This is a genomic window from Pelobium manganitolerans (genome assembly GCF_003609575.1).
Classification (GTDB): Bacteria; Bacteroidota; Bacteroidia; order Sphingobacteriales; family Sphingobacteriaceae; genus Pseudopedobacter; species Pseudopedobacter manganitolerans.
On sequence record NZ_MBTA01000027.1, the window covers coordinates 1 to 13,289 of the forward strand.

17 protein-coding genes are annotated in these 13,289 nt (G+C 41.9%); 11 read left to right on the forward strand and 6 right to left on the reverse strand.

The window, feature by feature from the left end:
- The 4 genes from BCY91_RS13325 to BCY91_RS13340 form a co-directional block, all read right to left on the reverse strand.
- The coding region (locus tag BCY91_RS13325; RefSeq protein ID WP_120180889.1) for a DUF4099 domain-containing protein at positions 1-528 on the reverse strand (528 nt) is incomplete at its 3' end.
- A gap of 85 nt (positions 529-613) precedes the next feature.
- Complete coding sequence (locus tag BCY91_RS13330; RefSeq protein ID WP_120182552.1) at positions 614-922, reverse strand: helix-turn-helix domain-containing protein; 309 nt, start codon at positions 920-922, stop codon at positions 614-616.
- An 11-nt stretch (positions 923-933) separates the two neighbouring features.
- Positions 934-1,287, reverse strand: a complete 354-nt coding sequence (locus BCY91_RS13335) for a helix-turn-helix domain-containing protein (RefSeq protein ID WP_120182553.1) — start codon at positions 1,285-1,287, stop codon at positions 934-936.
- A gap of 263 nt (positions 1,288-1,550) precedes the next feature.
- Positions 1,551-2,396, reverse strand: coding sequence for an RteC domain-containing protein (locus BCY91_RS13340; protein ID WP_120182554.1), 846 nt, complete (start codon positions 2,394-2,396; stop codon positions 1,551-1,553).
- A 229-nt stretch (positions 2,397-2,625) separates the two neighbouring features.
- Here BCY91_RS13340 and BCY91_RS13345 point away from each other — a divergent pair, with 229 nt between their 5' ends.
- The 9 genes from BCY91_RS13345 to BCY91_RS13385 all read left to right on the forward strand — a co-directional run bounded on the left by BCY91_RS13345 (position 2,626) and on the right by BCY91_RS13385 (position 10,490).
- A complete protein-coding gene (locus BCY91_RS13345) occupies positions 2,626-3,189 on the forward strand; it encodes a helix-turn-helix domain-containing protein (RefSeq protein ID WP_120182555.1) in 564 nt (187 codons plus the stop codon).
- Between the two features lie 90 nt (positions 3,190-3,279).
- Positions 3,280-5,691, forward strand: coding sequence for a heavy metal translocating P-type ATPase (locus BCY91_RS13350; RefSeq protein ID WP_120182556.1), 2,412 nt, complete (start codon positions 3,280-3,282; stop codon positions 5,689-5,691).
- Positions 5,692-5,778: 87 nt separating this feature from the next.
- Entirely contained in the window at positions 5,779-6,735 is a 957-nt protein-coding gene (locus tag BCY91_RS13355; protein WP_120182557.1) for a cation diffusion facilitator family transporter, read from the forward strand.
- A gap of 48 nt (positions 6,736-6,783) precedes the next feature.
- Positions 6,784-7,173 (forward strand): hypothetical protein, encoded by a 390-nt coding sequence (locus tag BCY91_RS13360; protein ID WP_120182558.1) that lies wholly within the window; start codon positions 6,784-6,786, stop codon positions 7,171-7,173.
- Positions 7,174-7,424: 251 nt separating this feature from the next.
- Positions 7,425-7,763, forward strand: a complete 339-nt coding sequence (locus BCY91_RS13365; RefSeq protein ID WP_066436100.1) for a four-helix bundle copper-binding protein — start codon at positions 7,425-7,427, stop codon at positions 7,761-7,763.
- Positions 7,764-7,932: 169 nt separating this feature from the next.
- The gene (locus BCY91_RS13370; protein ID WP_120182559.1) at positions 7,933-8,442 is read left to right on the forward strand and encodes a plastocyanin/azurin family copper-binding protein; all 510 of its coding nucleotides are present in this window, start codon (positions 7,933-7,935) and stop codon (positions 8,440-8,442) included.
- A 108-nt stretch (positions 8,443-8,550) separates the two neighbouring features.
- Entirely contained in the window at positions 8,551-8,796 is a 246-nt protein-coding gene (locus BCY91_RS13375) for a heavy-metal-associated domain-containing protein (protein ID WP_091520400.1), read from the forward strand.
- A gap of 105 nt (positions 8,797-8,901) precedes the next feature.
- The gene (locus BCY91_RS13380) at positions 8,902-9,318 is read left to right on the forward strand and encodes a helix-turn-helix domain-containing protein (RefSeq protein ID WP_120182560.1); all 417 of its coding nucleotides are present in this window, start codon (positions 8,902-8,904) and stop codon (positions 9,316-9,318) included.
- 77 nt (positions 9,319-9,395) lie between these two features.
- On the forward strand, positions 9,396-10,490 hold the full coding sequence (locus BCY91_RS13385) for a flavin reductase family protein (RefSeq protein ID WP_120182561.1): 1,095 nt from the start codon (positions 9,396-9,398) through the stop codon (positions 10,488-10,490).
- A 65-nt stretch (positions 10,491-10,555) separates the two neighbouring features.
- Here BCY91_RS13385 and BCY91_RS13390 read toward each other — a convergent pair whose 3' ends face one another.
- Together BCY91_RS13390 and BCY91_RS13395 are read right to left on the reverse strand one after the other, a co-directional pair.
- The gene (locus BCY91_RS13390; protein ID WP_120182562.1) at positions 10,556-10,867 is read right to left on the reverse strand and encodes a hypothetical protein; all 312 of its coding nucleotides are present in this window, start codon (positions 10,865-10,867) and stop codon (positions 10,556-10,558) included.
- Positions 10,868-10,912: 45 nt separating this feature from the next.
- Complete coding sequence (locus BCY91_RS13395; RefSeq protein WP_050377136.1) at positions 10,913-11,179, reverse strand: hypothetical protein; 267 nt, start codon at positions 11,177-11,179, stop codon at positions 10,913-10,915.
- 207 nt (positions 11,180-11,386) lie between these two features.
- On the opposite strand from BCY91_RS13395, the gene BCY91_RS13400 reads away from it, so the two are divergent.
- Together BCY91_RS13400 and BCY91_RS13405 are read left to right on the forward strand one after the other, a co-directional pair.
- Positions 11,387-11,977, forward strand: coding sequence for a helix-turn-helix domain-containing protein (locus BCY91_RS13400; protein WP_120182563.1), 591 nt, complete (start codon positions 11,387-11,389; stop codon positions 11,975-11,977).
- A 238-nt stretch (positions 11,978-12,215) separates the two neighbouring features.
- Complete coding sequence (locus BCY91_RS13405; protein WP_120182564.1) at positions 12,216-13,286, forward strand: efflux RND transporter periplasmic adaptor subunit; 1,071 nt, start codon at positions 12,216-12,218, stop codon at positions 13,284-13,286.
- Positions 13,287-13,289 lie beyond the last annotated feature (3 nt).

Here is a 13,289-nt window from a genome sequence, read left to right on the forward strand (position 1 = left end):
AGGGTCAAGCAAGTTTCTTTTTTCAAGATACTCTTTGCTTAATCCGAGGTTTTTCATTGTGTCCCAATCAATCTGCTCCGGCTTGTAGCGGTATTCGCTTGTTTCCGTTGTTGTTTGTGCTGTTGCCATATTATTTTGATTTTCTTGTTTTTTATCAGGTTGGGGTTCTGCTTTCACTTCGTGTTCTTTCAGCACTTTTTCGCCCTGCGGAGTGGGCTTATCTACGTGCTTTTGGAGTTCCTGCGCTTTTTCAGCAGCAACCGGGGCAGGTACTTTGAAGAAAGTAAAGTTTGTGGGGTTCTTTAACTGGCTGAAAAAGTTGGAAAAAAAGTTGGAAAAGAAATCGCCGCTTTTGTCCACACGCATAAACTGGTTTTGGTTTTTCTTGGTGGGTTCAACGGTTTCCATTTTCCCGTTTTCGTCAATACTCTTTACTGCCTGGATTTTCATTTTCTCTTTATCCAGTACGAGTAATATGTCCGAAAGCTGTTCGGGCATTTCCTGTTTATTGGTTGTTTCTTCACTCATATTCTGAAAATTTTAAAAGTTCGCTGTCGAATGTAAAGGAAGCCTGCACCGAATTGCACTATGTGGCACTCAAAGGCAGTGTTTGTCACTTATTGGCATTCAGTTTGGGTAAAGGCGGGTTAAAACTTTCCCTGATGAACTGATGCACATCGGATAGTTTGTAATACAATTTTCCGCTGATAGTATAGTAAGGCAGCTTACCTATGGAGCGATACCGTTGCAGGGAACGGTTGCTGATTTTCAGCATTTGTAATAAATCCTGATTATCCAATAATTCTTCGCCGTCTATACTATTGCGCTTCTTTTGCAAATCGTCTATGTGGTTGCCGAGAATGTCAAGCCTATCCATTATGCGTTCCATCCACGCCACAAATTCCATTTTGTCAATATTCATACCCTAAACTTTTACTTATTACCTGATTTCATTTTTCTGCCTTGTTCGATGTAGCTTTTGCCTTTCGCCATAAGCTGCTCCACATACTCATCGGTGGTCTGCACGGCATTGGCGTTCAGCATTTCCTTGATTGCGCCAATCGTATAGTAATACTGCCCGTACATTTTTGAAAAGGCTATCTGCCCGTTGGTGCGCATACGCCACAATGTTTTTTCGCTGATGTGGAGGTACTGGCAGACTTCGTGATTGTTTAGCCACAAACTATCGTAGCTTGTATCTTCCAGTTTGAGGATATATTCGCTGATGGCTTTCAACCGTTCGTTAAGGTGCTGCCACACTTCTTCGTCAACTGTTATAATATTCATAGCAATAATGTTAAATGTTCACAAGACAAAATTCAGAAGTGTGGCAGTGTTTGTCCGCCAATGCTTGCCAATTGAAAAAGCGGTTTTTTGAAAATTTTACAATTTCCCAGACAACCTTATTAAATAAGCGTTTCGGCAGATTTTCCAATTTTTGGGATAAGGAAATATACCCGTTCGCCAATTGCCATATATTGGCGAACGCAGGCACAAAAAAAAGCAATACGGAATGCGTATTGCTTTCAAAGCCTTTACGGACGGGCTATTTATAAGTCCTTATCCATATACTCTTCAAGTGCCTGCTTCAACTGGTCTAAAAACAAGGTGCGGCAACCTGAACGGGTTTTCATACGGTGGAATGCGTGATGCACGTCGGTCAGTGAAATTCGGAACAAGACCTGTGAAATGGCGGCGAGCTTTCGGATGCCGACCTTACCGCCCGATATAGCACCCGAAGCATACAGGGCATACATCAACTCAATCAGGGCGTTTTTGCTGTCCGTCCAGGAAAGTTCTTTGATGTCGTCTACGTTCTGAAAAAAGGTGTTGGGATTTTCTTCGGGGCTGATTTTGGTTAAGAGATAGGCGTATAACAGGTCGTTGGCGAGGATGCGGGCTAATTTGTAATCGTAATATGTAGAGAATTGCGGGTCGATTTCAAAAACGTAGCTGTTAAGCCCATCAAGGTAATTTATCTGCCCACGCTTAAAATATTCGTGGTCTTTATCCACCCTGCCCGAACGGTAGTAGCGATAAAAATGGGAGTTGCAGATGTGTTCCCTAAACTCAATCTTTAGCTCCGTTAAATGGTTCGAGAAATAGTTATGATACATTTTCCCGTTATTGACCGGGCACGAGGTTTCTATCCGGTAGAGCTTGTTATAATAGATGAGTTTGCCCAGGATTTGGGGCTTAATCATTTTAAAGAACTCAATCTCTTTTGCATCGTTCTCAAATCCCGAACTTAGCACACATTCTTTTGCCGAAACCAATAGCTCCTGAAGAAAGACCGTCATTTGAAAAGCCTCTTCAATTAGCCCCGAGCACGTAATTGAAAGTTTCCGCTCCTGCTCCTGAATTTCGGTAACAATAGTTCCTAATAACTTTCTCATAGTAGGGAGGATTACGTTATCAATATCAGAGTACCTTAGCAAAGGTTATTAATAAACAGCACTTTAACCGCCAATATTCCCCTACAATGGGGAATATTTTAGCTATTTCCCCCTATGAAAACCGTCATTTGCATCACTTAGTCACTCATAATCAACAAATACTTAATTTTTAATCTTAAATTTGTGGTTGCGTATTGATGCAACAAAATGAATTGTGATTTAGCGAAATATGAGTACATTATTTATCAAAAATATGGTCTGCAACCGTTGCATTCTCGTAGTTCAGAACGAACTCGACAGGCTCGGCATAGAGGCTACCAATATAAAACTGGGCGAAATAATCCTTAAAAAAGATTTAACCACAGCAGAGCGTGAGGCGTTGGAAAACGTTTTAGACCCTTTGGGTTTTCAGGTCATCGACGACAAGAAGAGCCGGATGATTGAGAAAATAAAGAACGTTATCATTGACCTGGTACACTATCAGGACAACGATGCGAAAACCAATCTTTCGGACGTGTTGAGCGATGCGCTGCACCACGATTACAATTACCTTAGCAACCTGTTTTCCGATATTGAGGGTACGACCATTGAGAAGTACTTTATCGCACAGAAAGTAGAAAAGATAAAAGAACTGTTGGTGTACGATGAGCTGTCGTTAAGCGAGATTGCCGACCGTATGAATTATTCGAGCGTGGCATATTTGAGCAACCAGTTCAAGAAAGTAACAGGGCTTACACCGAGCCATTTCAAGCAGATACGGGAAGACAAGCGCAAGCCACTGGATAAGGTTTAAGTAAATCTTACAAATCAAACCCAGAATTTCACAATAGAACTCCTCTTTTTTGTTGCCACCTTTGCATTATGAAAATAAAGCAATCGAAATATGGCAACCAATAGAGAAACAATTTACATTCCTTTAGAGGATGTAGAAAGCGAGCACTGTGCATTAATTGTCGAAAAAGGACTGGCACAGGTAAAAGGCGTAGAAACCCACAAAGTAGAGCTAAATAACCGCCGGGCGGCTATTACCGTTAATGATAACGAGGTAGTAGGCGAAGCTGTAAAAGCAATTAAAGATTTAGGCTACGGCGTTCCCACTGTTAAAAAGACTTATCCCGTTTTAGGTATGACCTGTGCATCTTGTGCAGGCAGTGCCGAGAGTATGGCAAAATATACGCCGGGCGTAGTAAGTGCCGAAGTGAATTACGGTACGGGAAACCTTAACGTTGAATTCCTGCCGAATATAACCAGTTCCGAGCAAATCAGGAAAGCGGTACAGGACGGCGGTTATGACCTATTGCTCGAAGACGAGAGCAAGCAACAGGAAACTTTAGAAGCTATCCACGCCGAAAAATTCAGAAAACTTAAAAACAAAACCATTTGGGCGGTAATCCTATCGCTACCGGTGGTCATTATCGGTATGTTCTTTATGGATATGCCTTACGGTAATGAAATAATGTGGGCATTCGCCACTCCGGTAGTTTTATGGTTAGGTAAAGACTTCTTTATCAATGCGTGGAAGCAGGCAAAACACCGTTCTGCCAATATGGACACGTTGGTCGCATTAAGTACAGGTATCGCTTATCTGTTCAGTGTATTCAATATGCTGTTTATGGACTTTTGGCATCAAAGAGGTTTACACGCACACGTGTACTTTGAAGCCGCAGCCGTAATCGTTGCCTTTATTTTATTGGGTAAGCTATTGGAAGAAAAAGCCAAAGGCAATACCTCATCAGCCATTAAAAAGCTGATGGGCTTGCAACCGAAAACGGTTATCGTAATAGAAGCAGACGGCACGGAAAGACAAAAAGCCATCGAAGATGTAAACGCAGGCGACATTATTTTGGTTAAGCCGGGCGAAAAAATTGCGGTGGATGGTACAGTTGTATCGGGCAATTCGTATGTAGATGAAAGTATGCTAAGCGGCGAACCTGTTCCGGTACTGAAAAAGGAAAACGAAAAGGTATTTGCCGGAACCATCAACCAAAAAGGTAGCTTCCAGTTCAAAGCGGTAAAAGTGGGTAAAGAAACAATGCTTGCCCAAATCATCAAAATGGTGCAGGATGCACAGGGAAGTAAAGCACCCGTACAAAAACTGGTGGATAAAATCGCAGGTATTTTCGTTCCGGTAGTAATGGGTATTGCTATCCTGACATTTATTCTTTGGTTCTTCTTAGGAGGCGAGAATGGTGTTGTACAAGGTCTTTTAGCAGCCGTTACTGTATTGGTTATCGCTTGTCCTTGTGCTTTAGGCTTGGCTACTCCTACCGCTATTATGGTAGGCGTTGGTAAGGGTGCAGAAAACGGCATCCTGATTAAAGATGCGGAAAGTTTGGAATTAGCGAAGAAAGTAAACGCTATCGTACTGGATAAAACAGGTACGATTACCGAGGGAAGACCACAGGTTACAGGCATCCAATGGCTGAACAATGACGATGCGACGAAAGATGTTTTATTGAGCATTGAAAAGCAATCGGAGCACCCATTAGCGGAAGCCGTTGTGAAAAATTTGGAGGGCGTTTCTACCACTACGTTATCAAACTTCGACAGTATCACAGGTAAAGGCGCAAAAGCCGATTACAACAACGACACTTACTATGTAGGTAATAAAAAACTGTTAGCCGAAAACAACATTACCATTGCCGACCAACTGCAACAGCAGGCAGACGAATGGGGCACACAGTCTAAAACCGTTATATGGTTTGCAAACAGTAAACAAGCTCTTTCTGTAATCGCTATTTCCGACAAAATTAAAGAGACATCGGTACAGGCTATCAAAGAAATGCAGGATGCGGATATCGAACTGTATATGTTGACGGGAGATAATGAGGCTACCGCCAAAGCTATCGCCGAGCAAACTGGTATCAAGCATTACAAAGCCGAAGTTTTGCCACAGCACAAAGCTGATTTTGTGAAAGAACTGCAACAGCAAGGCAAAGTAGTAGCAATGGTTGGCGACGGTATCAACGATAGTACTGCACTGGCGACCGCCGATGTAAGTATCGCAATGGGTAAAGGTTCGGATATCGCAATGGACGTGGCTAAAATGACCATCATTTCATCAGACCTTACCAAAATCCCGCAGGCGATTAGATTGTCAAAACAGACCGTTGCGACCATTAAGCAAAATCTGTTTTGGGCGTTCATCTACAACCTTATCGGTATTCCGATTGCCGCAGGTATTCTTTACCCGATTAACGGTTTCTTACTGAACCCGATGATTGCAGGTGCAGCGATGGCTCTAAGTAGCGTGAGCGTAGTAAGTAACAGTTTACGTTTGAAGTGGAAGAAGTAAATCTTACAAATAAAACACGGAATAACGAACTAAAATAAAATGTTTTGCTGCCGAAATTTGCGGCAGCAAAACAATAATAAATAGAATATGGGGCACAACCACGACCACGGGCACAACCACTCGCACAGTGCGAATAAAAAGACCCTGACCATTAGCTTGGTTATCATTACGGTGTATATGGCAGTAGAGGTAATCGGCGGATTACTGACTAACAGCCTTGCACTATTAGCCGATGCCGGGCATATGTTGAGCGATGCAGTATCATTGTTCATTGCATTGATGGCATTTAAGTTCAGCAGCAAGGTTGCCAACTACGGCAAGACCTACGGCTACAAAAGATTTGAAATATTAGCGGCGGTTATCAATGGCGCAACGCTGATACTGATTTCAGCCTATATCATTTACGAAGCGATAGAACGCTTCCAGAACCCGCCGGAAATTCAATCAAGCGGTATGCTCATCGTGGCATTCATCGGCTTACTCGTTAATGTGCTTGTAGCCTGGATAATGATGCGTGGGGCTGACGTAAAGGAAAACCTGAATATGCGGGGAGCCTATCTGCACGTAATCAGTGATATGCTCGGTTCTGTTGGTGCAATTATCGCCGCATTGCTTATTATGTTCTTTGGTTGGGGATGGGCAGACCCTTTGGCAAGTATCATCGTTTCGATACTGGTATTGAGAAGTGGGTATTTAGTTACCAAATCATCGGTACACGTATTGATGGAAGGCACACCCCAAAATGTTGAAGTGGATAAGGTCACTGAAAAAATCCTTAATACCGATGGTATTAAAAGTATCCACGACCTGCATATTTGGACAATTACAAGTGGCTTGAATGCACTTACGTGCCACGCCGTTGTAAATGAAAAAATGACTATTGGAGAAAGTGAAATATTACTTCGTAAAGTAGAACACGAATTAGAGCATATGAATATTCATCACGTTACCATCCAGTTGGAAACATCAGCACATCTACACGATAATTCGGTATTATGTATTGTAAAGGCTGAACCGTCAGGGCACGACCAGCATACTCATTAATCTTGCTGGAATAAAATCAAGTTTTTAATCTCTAAAAAATAAATAGAAATGAAAGTAAACAAATTATTAATAGGTGCATTCGCCTCGTTAGCGATTTTCTTAGCATCTTGCGGGGGCGATACCAAAACAGCAAAAGACGGACACGCACACACCGAGGGCGACGGGCACGACCACGCTACGGAACAGGTGGTTGAAAAAACCACCGAAAAAATTACAGCAAAAGACAGGAACGAAAAAGGCGAGCTGATTGATGCCCACGGAGATTTGATTACAGGCTGTCCTGGTCATAAAGAAATGATAGGTTCAGAGGGTGATATGTGTCCGAAATGTGAGTATATGACTATGATACCTATCACTTGGGATATTACCGGGGTTGATACCGTAAGGGTAACAACATTGGCCGATTACAATCCTCCTGCCGACAAACTGAAAAAATAATATAGAACTTAGCTTTATTGCGTTTGCTAAAACGGCGGTTCCTTAATTGGGACTGTCGTTTTTTTTATTCTAATTCTTTACAGAAATAATATTAGGCAGGTTTTATTTATATAGCCTGATATTAAGAAATATCAAATCAGTAAATCTTACAATTCAAACAAGGAATTTTACAAAGCATTTCTTTTGCAAGGGACTGATATTTGTTAGAAACAGTATAAAATCTATTTTCTTAATTTTTTAAATTTTATATTATGATACAAACAAAATTTCAATCGTGTATCGAGGCTTGCCTGAAGTGCGTAGCTATCTGTAACCAATGTGCCATCGCTTGTTTAAATGAAGATGATGTTGCACACGTAAAAAAATGTATCCAGTTAGACCTGGAATGTGCAGCTATTTGCCAAGCGGCAGCAAACGTATTAAGTCTTGATGGTAAATTTAGCAAAGAGATTTGCAAACTATGTGCTGACATTTGCAACGCTTGTGCTGAAGAGTGTGAGAAACACGCTGCAATGGGTATGGAGCATTGTAAAGAATGTGCAGAAGCGTGCAGAGCTTGTGCAAAGGCTTGTGAGGAAATGGCAGCGTAATACTGGCATTTTTTTTTGTTTAAAATTCAGAGGGTTCTTGCAGCCCTCTTTTTTGTGCCCTGTCCAATCAGTAAATATCACAAATCAAACACGGAAAAGCGTAATGAGGAAGTGACCTTATGTACTGAAATTTGCACTATCAGACAACAAAATAAAATCTCAAATAGAAATGAAAAAGTTAGTGTTAGCATTGTCGGTAATCGCATTTACTGCCTGTAACAACAATCAGCAAAAAGACAAGACCACACAGGAGAGCAATCAGCCTGTAATAGAAGAAACAGTTGCCCCCGCAGAAACAGGGAACGAAAATGTAATTACCATTAGCGGCGGCGATGATATGAAATTCGACAAAACCGAACTGAAAGCCAAAGCAGGCGAAACCTTAAAGCTCATTTTAAAGCACATCGGAAAAGCACCGATTGAGGCAATGGGGCACAATGTTGTTATACTTGCCCAGGGCACAGACTTCAACGCTTTTGCCAATGCTGCGATAGATGCTAAGGACAACGGCTACATACCTAAAGGAATGGAAAACGCCGTAATCGCAAAAACGGATATGATTGGCGGTGGGCAAACCACAGAAATTACCTTTACGGCTCCGGCAAAAGGCTCGTATGATTTCCTGTGCTCATTTCCCGGTCATTACATCTATATGAAAGGTAAATTAATCGTGGAATAGAACGGCGATTTCAAAATCAGTAAAAATCACAAATCTTACAGGGAATACCATAATAGTAACACCCCGTTTAATACGGAAATTTGTATCACAATAAAAAATAAGTTCAAAATGAAAAATGTAGAATTAAGCATACCAGATATGCAAAGTGCACACTGCCAGTCGAGAGTAAACGGAGCAATCAAAGATATTGACGGCATTAAAGTAGAAAAACTGGAAGCAGGAAAATTATCTGTTTCAGTTGAAAACGACGAAGTGAAAGAAGAGTTGGTTGAGGCGATTGAAAAAGCAGGCTACAAAGTTGGCGGCGACGACAGCGAAAAGGCTTCAAGTTGTTCAACAGGATGCTGCGGATAAGTTTTGGACAGTCCCGGAGCAAGTACACCAGTACTTCTCCGGTATTTTTTACCAAAGCTACCCACCGTATGAAACAGTTAAATCTCGTTCCATAAATAAAAAGCAATGTTACAGAAACAAAATTCAGGCGACTGTTCGGAGATAATGACGAAAGTTTGCAATGTAGCAGACCGGATTATACAGAACAGATTGGACACAGGTAAATCTGCACCGTTTGCCGTACAGCTTACAAACGAATTGAAAGCAGATTATCACCAGTTGAACAATCTGTTTCTTGTTAAATGTGATATGAGCCTTGAAATTATCTATATCAGGCGCATTATCGAAAAGGTAAAAGAGTTACTGGTGTACACCGAGCAATCGCTGTCACAAATCGCAAAAGCGTTAGGCTATCAAAAGCCGACGGAACTATCCGAGCAATTAATGACCTATACGGGATTAACGTCTGCCCATTTTAAGCAGATAAGAAAAAACAAGCTCGAAATCATCAGAAGACAACAGGAAAAGCAAAACGAACTATAATTATCAGAACAGCAAACTAGAAGTCTTTATGAAACCTCGCTTTGTGTACAGGAGCAGAGGTTTTCTTTTTATCAGCAATGCAAGACAGGAAAAACCGAGGGATGAAGAAATACACGTGGCGAACACATAAAATTATAAAGGAAACCGAAGATACCATTACTCTATACTTTGACACGGAGCAGCAGGCGTTTACCTACCTGCCCGGTCAGTACCTCAACATCAGGCTTACCGTAAACGGCGAACTGCTCATACGTTCGTATTCGTTCAGTTCTGTGCCGTCTGACGAATTTCCCGCCATTACTATTAAAAGGGTTACAGGTGGAAAGATGAGCAATTACATCTTAGATAATGCAGACAACATCGAAACCTGGGAAATAGAAGCCCCATTTGGCAGCTTTGTTTTAGAAAAACCGATAGCCGAGCAATCCCAAATTGTTTTACTGGCAGGCGGTAGCGGTATTTCTCCGTTATATGCAATGCTGAAAAGCGTTGAAAACAGCAATCAAATACCCTTACTGGTGTACAGCAATAAAACACCGGAAGAAACCATATTTTGGAATGAACTGGAAGCGATGCAGGCAGCGCAAGAATTGAATATTTGTTATTCCTTTACTACACCTGATTTTATTTCCACCAAACTCAACCACGTTGCAGGCAGGTTCAATCTGCTTGTTTTACGTTCGGTCATTAAAAGACTGGTTGGCGAGGTTGCTGAAGCCCATTATTACATCTGCGGACCCAATGGGCTGATGGATTTATACCGGGATGCATTAACGGGTTTGAACATTCCCGAAGACCATATCCATTTGGAATACTTCGACCCGGTTCCGGAGAATGCGGGCGATTTGGAAACGGACGGTACTGTTAAGGATGTGATTGTAAACTATTACGAGGATTACTACGAGAACGAGGAAAAGCAAACGTATGAATGCACATCGCTCATTGAGGTGCAGCCGAAGCAGTCGCTTCTGGATGCGATGAAAGAGCACCATATCAAAGTGGCGAGTTCCTGTAAGAATGGAACCTGCGGGGCTTGTTGGGCAGTAAAAACCGATGGCGAAGTTCGGATGCTCCATAACGGGGCACTGACAGAACAGGATATGGCAGAGGGAATAATTTTGCTGTGCCAAAGCTACCCGATGAATGCGGATGTTTGTGTTACGGTACAGTAATATCCATATAGAAAGAGGGCAAAATTACAGCTTTTTATAGCTGCTGTTTTGCCCTTGTTGTTTTATCATTCTTTTTTTAGTGCCAGTTTGCGGAGCATTGCCGTACTCATACTATCGGTATAAGCACCATAAGCCGTAACCAAAATTCCTTTTAAACCGTCTTTCGAGGCAATGCCATATACCGTAGCCTCATCGCTTGGGTTGCTTTCGCCCTCATAGCGATAGACCTGCTCAATCTCAAAATCATCATTGGTATATTTGTTACCGCCGCAGATTAAACAGTTCTCTTCGAGGTTGAAATCCACGTTATACCCCTCGTTGCGTAGGTTCTGTATCGCTACCAAAACCGTAGCGTATTTGTACGTTACATTTGTCATAGTAATAGTATTTTAAATTGCTGCTTACCGTTCCCTACTTTCCTGTCAGAAATCTTCTTTCAGTAGGTCTTTGAGCTTCCGGTGCTGTATGCACAGTTCGGCATACATTGTTTTCAGCCTGCTGTTTTCTTCGTTTAAATTTACCAATTCTACAAGAATATCCATCCCTAAATCCTTGTATTTGTGTTTCAGTTCAAAAATGTTCGTGCCGTAAACGCCGTATTTCTCGAAAAGTTCCAGTCCGCTTTTGCCTGCGTTGTAATCTTTCAGCACCTTTAAAACCTGATGTTCGTTGCTCTTTTTGTTCTTCATTTTTATACGGATGTTGTCTGTTACAAAATTCCGTAAGATGGTCGGAAGTAGCTATGTACTTTTCCTTGTTTAGTTTATGATATTTAATGTTACTGCACCGATTTTCATAAAATTTCACAAAACAAAGCCGGAATATCATAATAGTTTGTCGGGGACAAATGCAGAATTTTGACCATTGAATAAAGGAACTTATACATTTTAGAAGCTATGACACTATTAATAAAAGGAATGGTGTGTAATAGATGTACCTATGTTCTTGAACAGGAATTGACAGCGTTGGGTTTTGAGGTTTTGGATATAAAACTGGGGCAAGCCATCATAAAGGATACGACAGACTTTTCGCAGAAGTTGGGAGTAATCAAAACGATGCTGAAAGGCATCGGCTTGGAACTGATGTACAACAAAAACCAAAAGACAATAAACAGGATAAAAGAGTTGGTGGAGAAAGGTATCACGTTGCAACTGCAAAGCGGCAAACCTACCAAATTCACAACCTTAATCAGTGGCAAGCTGCACAAGAACTACGATACATTGAGTGCCTTATTCTCTTCAGTGGAGGGAATTACACTCGAAAAGTACATCATTCGTCGGAAGATTGAAAAAGTAAAAGACCTTTTGGTACATACCGAAATGTCGCTGACCGAGATTGCCCACGTACTGGGGTACAGCAGTCAGGCATACCTTTCCAACCAGTTGAAAAAACACACGGGCTTTACATCAAGCTATTTCAAGCAGGTAAAGCAGGAACACGGGCAAGCCGTTACTATGCAGATGGACGAAGCGCAAACCCCGCATTAAGGGTTTTTCAATCCATCCCCAAGCATTTTGCTATTTTTTTAATGCAGGCATCGGAGCTACTGAAACATCAGTAGCTCTGTTTGTTTCAGGCAGATACCACCAAATCAAAAAAGTAAATTTCACAACTTTTACCCGTCATTTCGTATAGCTGCACCTTATCTGTAACCCGACCTTTGCCTCTGTATTTAAAATTTTCAAAGTTTAACTAAACAAAGAAGCGTAACAAAATAAATGTAAGATGAGAACAAGTAAAATTGGTTTGTTATCCCTCTTCCTTATCGGAGCCGGATTGATACAGAGTTGCAAACAAAAAAAAGAAAAACAGTTAAAAGATGAGCCTCCGGTAGTAACCGTAGCCACTATCAACAGTTCGGAAACCGAGCAATCCGTTTCCTATTCGGGTTCCATTGTTCCCGACAATATGACCACCGTAAGTTTTGCCGTTCCCGGCACGATTAACAGCGTGGGTGTGAATGAGGGGCAGCGAGTGAGCAAAGGACAGTTCCTTGCAAGCATTGATGCCACCGAGTACGAAGCAGCATTGCAGATTGCCAATGCCAGTTTAGAGCAGAGCCAGGATGCGTTCAGAAGATTTGATGAACTGTACAAAAAAGGAAGTTTCCCTGAAAAGGATTACATCGACATCAAAACCAAAGTAGCGCAGGCAGAGGCCAATAAAAAAATCAACCGCAAGCGCATTGCCGACAGCCGTTTGCATTCGCCTACCAATGGTATCATTACCGTGAAAACTGCCGAGGTTGGCGGTATGGCAGCACCGGGCGTTCCTGCCTTTACCATTGTAAAAACAGATATGGTATATGCTCAGTTTGCCGTACCCGAAAGCGAAATCGGCAGCTTTAAACAAGGGATGCAGGTAGATGTGAACATTCCTACATTGCAACGCAATTTTACGGGTAAAATCACAATCATTAATCCCGTAGCTGATGAAATTTCAAAAGCATTTACCCTTAAAGTACGCTTGGCCAATCCGGGCGGCGTGCTGATGCCGGGAATGATTACCGAAGTGCTTGCAGGCGTTCCGGTAAAGGTTAAGCAGGTACGTGTACCACTTACCGCCATCATCAACAATGTAGATAAAATCCCGCACGTGTACGTGGTGGATAAGAATAACACAGCAAAGCTGAAAAGGGTTACAGTGGGCAAAATCGTAGGCGATGCGGTTATTATAACCGATGGTCTTAACGAAAGCCAGACCATTATCCTTGCCGGGCAAAACAACGTGAAAGACGGGCAGAAAGTAAAAGCGCAAACTACATCGGTAACAGCATCAGCCCCAAAATCTGAATAATTT

What these genes read in the sequence shown, in the direction of transcription:
- BCY91_RS13335 (WP_120182553.1), bottom strand. Translation starts at nt 1,287, where the DNA reads ATGAATATTATAACAGTTGACGAAGAAGTGTGGCAGCACCTTAACGAA.
- BCY91_RS13390 (WP_120182562.1), bottom strand. Translation starts at nt 10,867, where the DNA reads ATGACAAATGTAACGTACAAATACGCTACGGTTTTGGTAGCGATACAG.
- BCY91_RS13385 (WP_120182561.1), top strand. Translation starts at nt 9,396, where the DNA reads ATGCAAGACAGGAAAAACCGAGGGATGAAGAAATACACGTGGCGAACA.
- BCY91_RS13380 (WP_120182560.1), top strand. Translation starts at nt 8,902, where the DNA reads ATGTTACAGAAACAAAATTCAGGCGACTGTTCGGAGATAATGACGAAA.
- BCY91_RS13370 (WP_120182559.1), top strand. Translation starts at nt 7,933, where the DNA reads ATGAAAAAGTTAGTGTTAGCATTGTCGGTAATCGCATTTACTGCCTGT.
- BCY91_RS13405 (WP_120182564.1), top strand. Translation starts at nt 12,216, where the DNA reads ATGAGAACAAGTAAAATTGGTTTGTTATCCCTCTTCCTTATCGGAGCC.
- BCY91_RS13400 (WP_120182563.1), top strand. Translation starts at nt 11,387, where the DNA reads ATGACACTATTAATAAAAGGAATGGTGTGTAATAGATGTACCTATGTT.
- BCY91_RS13330 (WP_120182552.1), bottom strand. Translation starts at nt 922, where the DNA reads ATGAATATTGACAAAATGGAATTTGTGGCGTGGATGGAACGCATAATG.
- BCY91_RS13395 (WP_050377136.1), bottom strand. Translation starts at nt 11,179, where the DNA reads ATGAAGAACAAAAAGAGCAACGAACATCAGGTTTTAAAGGTGCTGAAA.
- BCY91_RS13360 (WP_120182558.1), top strand. Translation starts at nt 6,784, where the DNA reads ATGAAAGTAAACAAATTATTAATAGGTGCATTCGCCTCGTTAGCGATT.
- BCY91_RS13365 (WP_066436100.1), top strand. Translation starts at nt 7,425, where the DNA reads ATGATACAAACAAAATTTCAATCGTGTATCGAGGCTTGCCTGAAGTGC.
- BCY91_RS13355 (WP_120182557.1), top strand. Translation starts at nt 5,779, where the DNA reads ATGGGGCACAACCACGACCACGGGCACAACCACTCGCACAGTGCGAAT.
- BCY91_RS13345 (WP_120182555.1), top strand. Translation starts at nt 2,626, where the DNA reads ATGAGTACATTATTTATCAAAAATATGGTCTGCAACCGTTGCATTCTC.
- BCY91_RS13350 (WP_120182556.1), top strand. Translation starts at nt 3,280, where the DNA reads ATGGCAACCAATAGAGAAACAATTTACATTCCTTTAGAGGATGTAGAA.
- BCY91_RS13340 (WP_120182554.1), bottom strand. Translation starts at nt 2,396, where the DNA reads ATGAGAAAGTTATTAGGAACTATTGTTACCGAAATTCAGGAGCAGGAG.
- BCY91_RS13375 (WP_091520400.1), top strand. Translation starts at nt 8,551, where the DNA reads ATGAAAAATGTAGAATTAAGCATACCAGATATGCAAAGTGCACACTGC.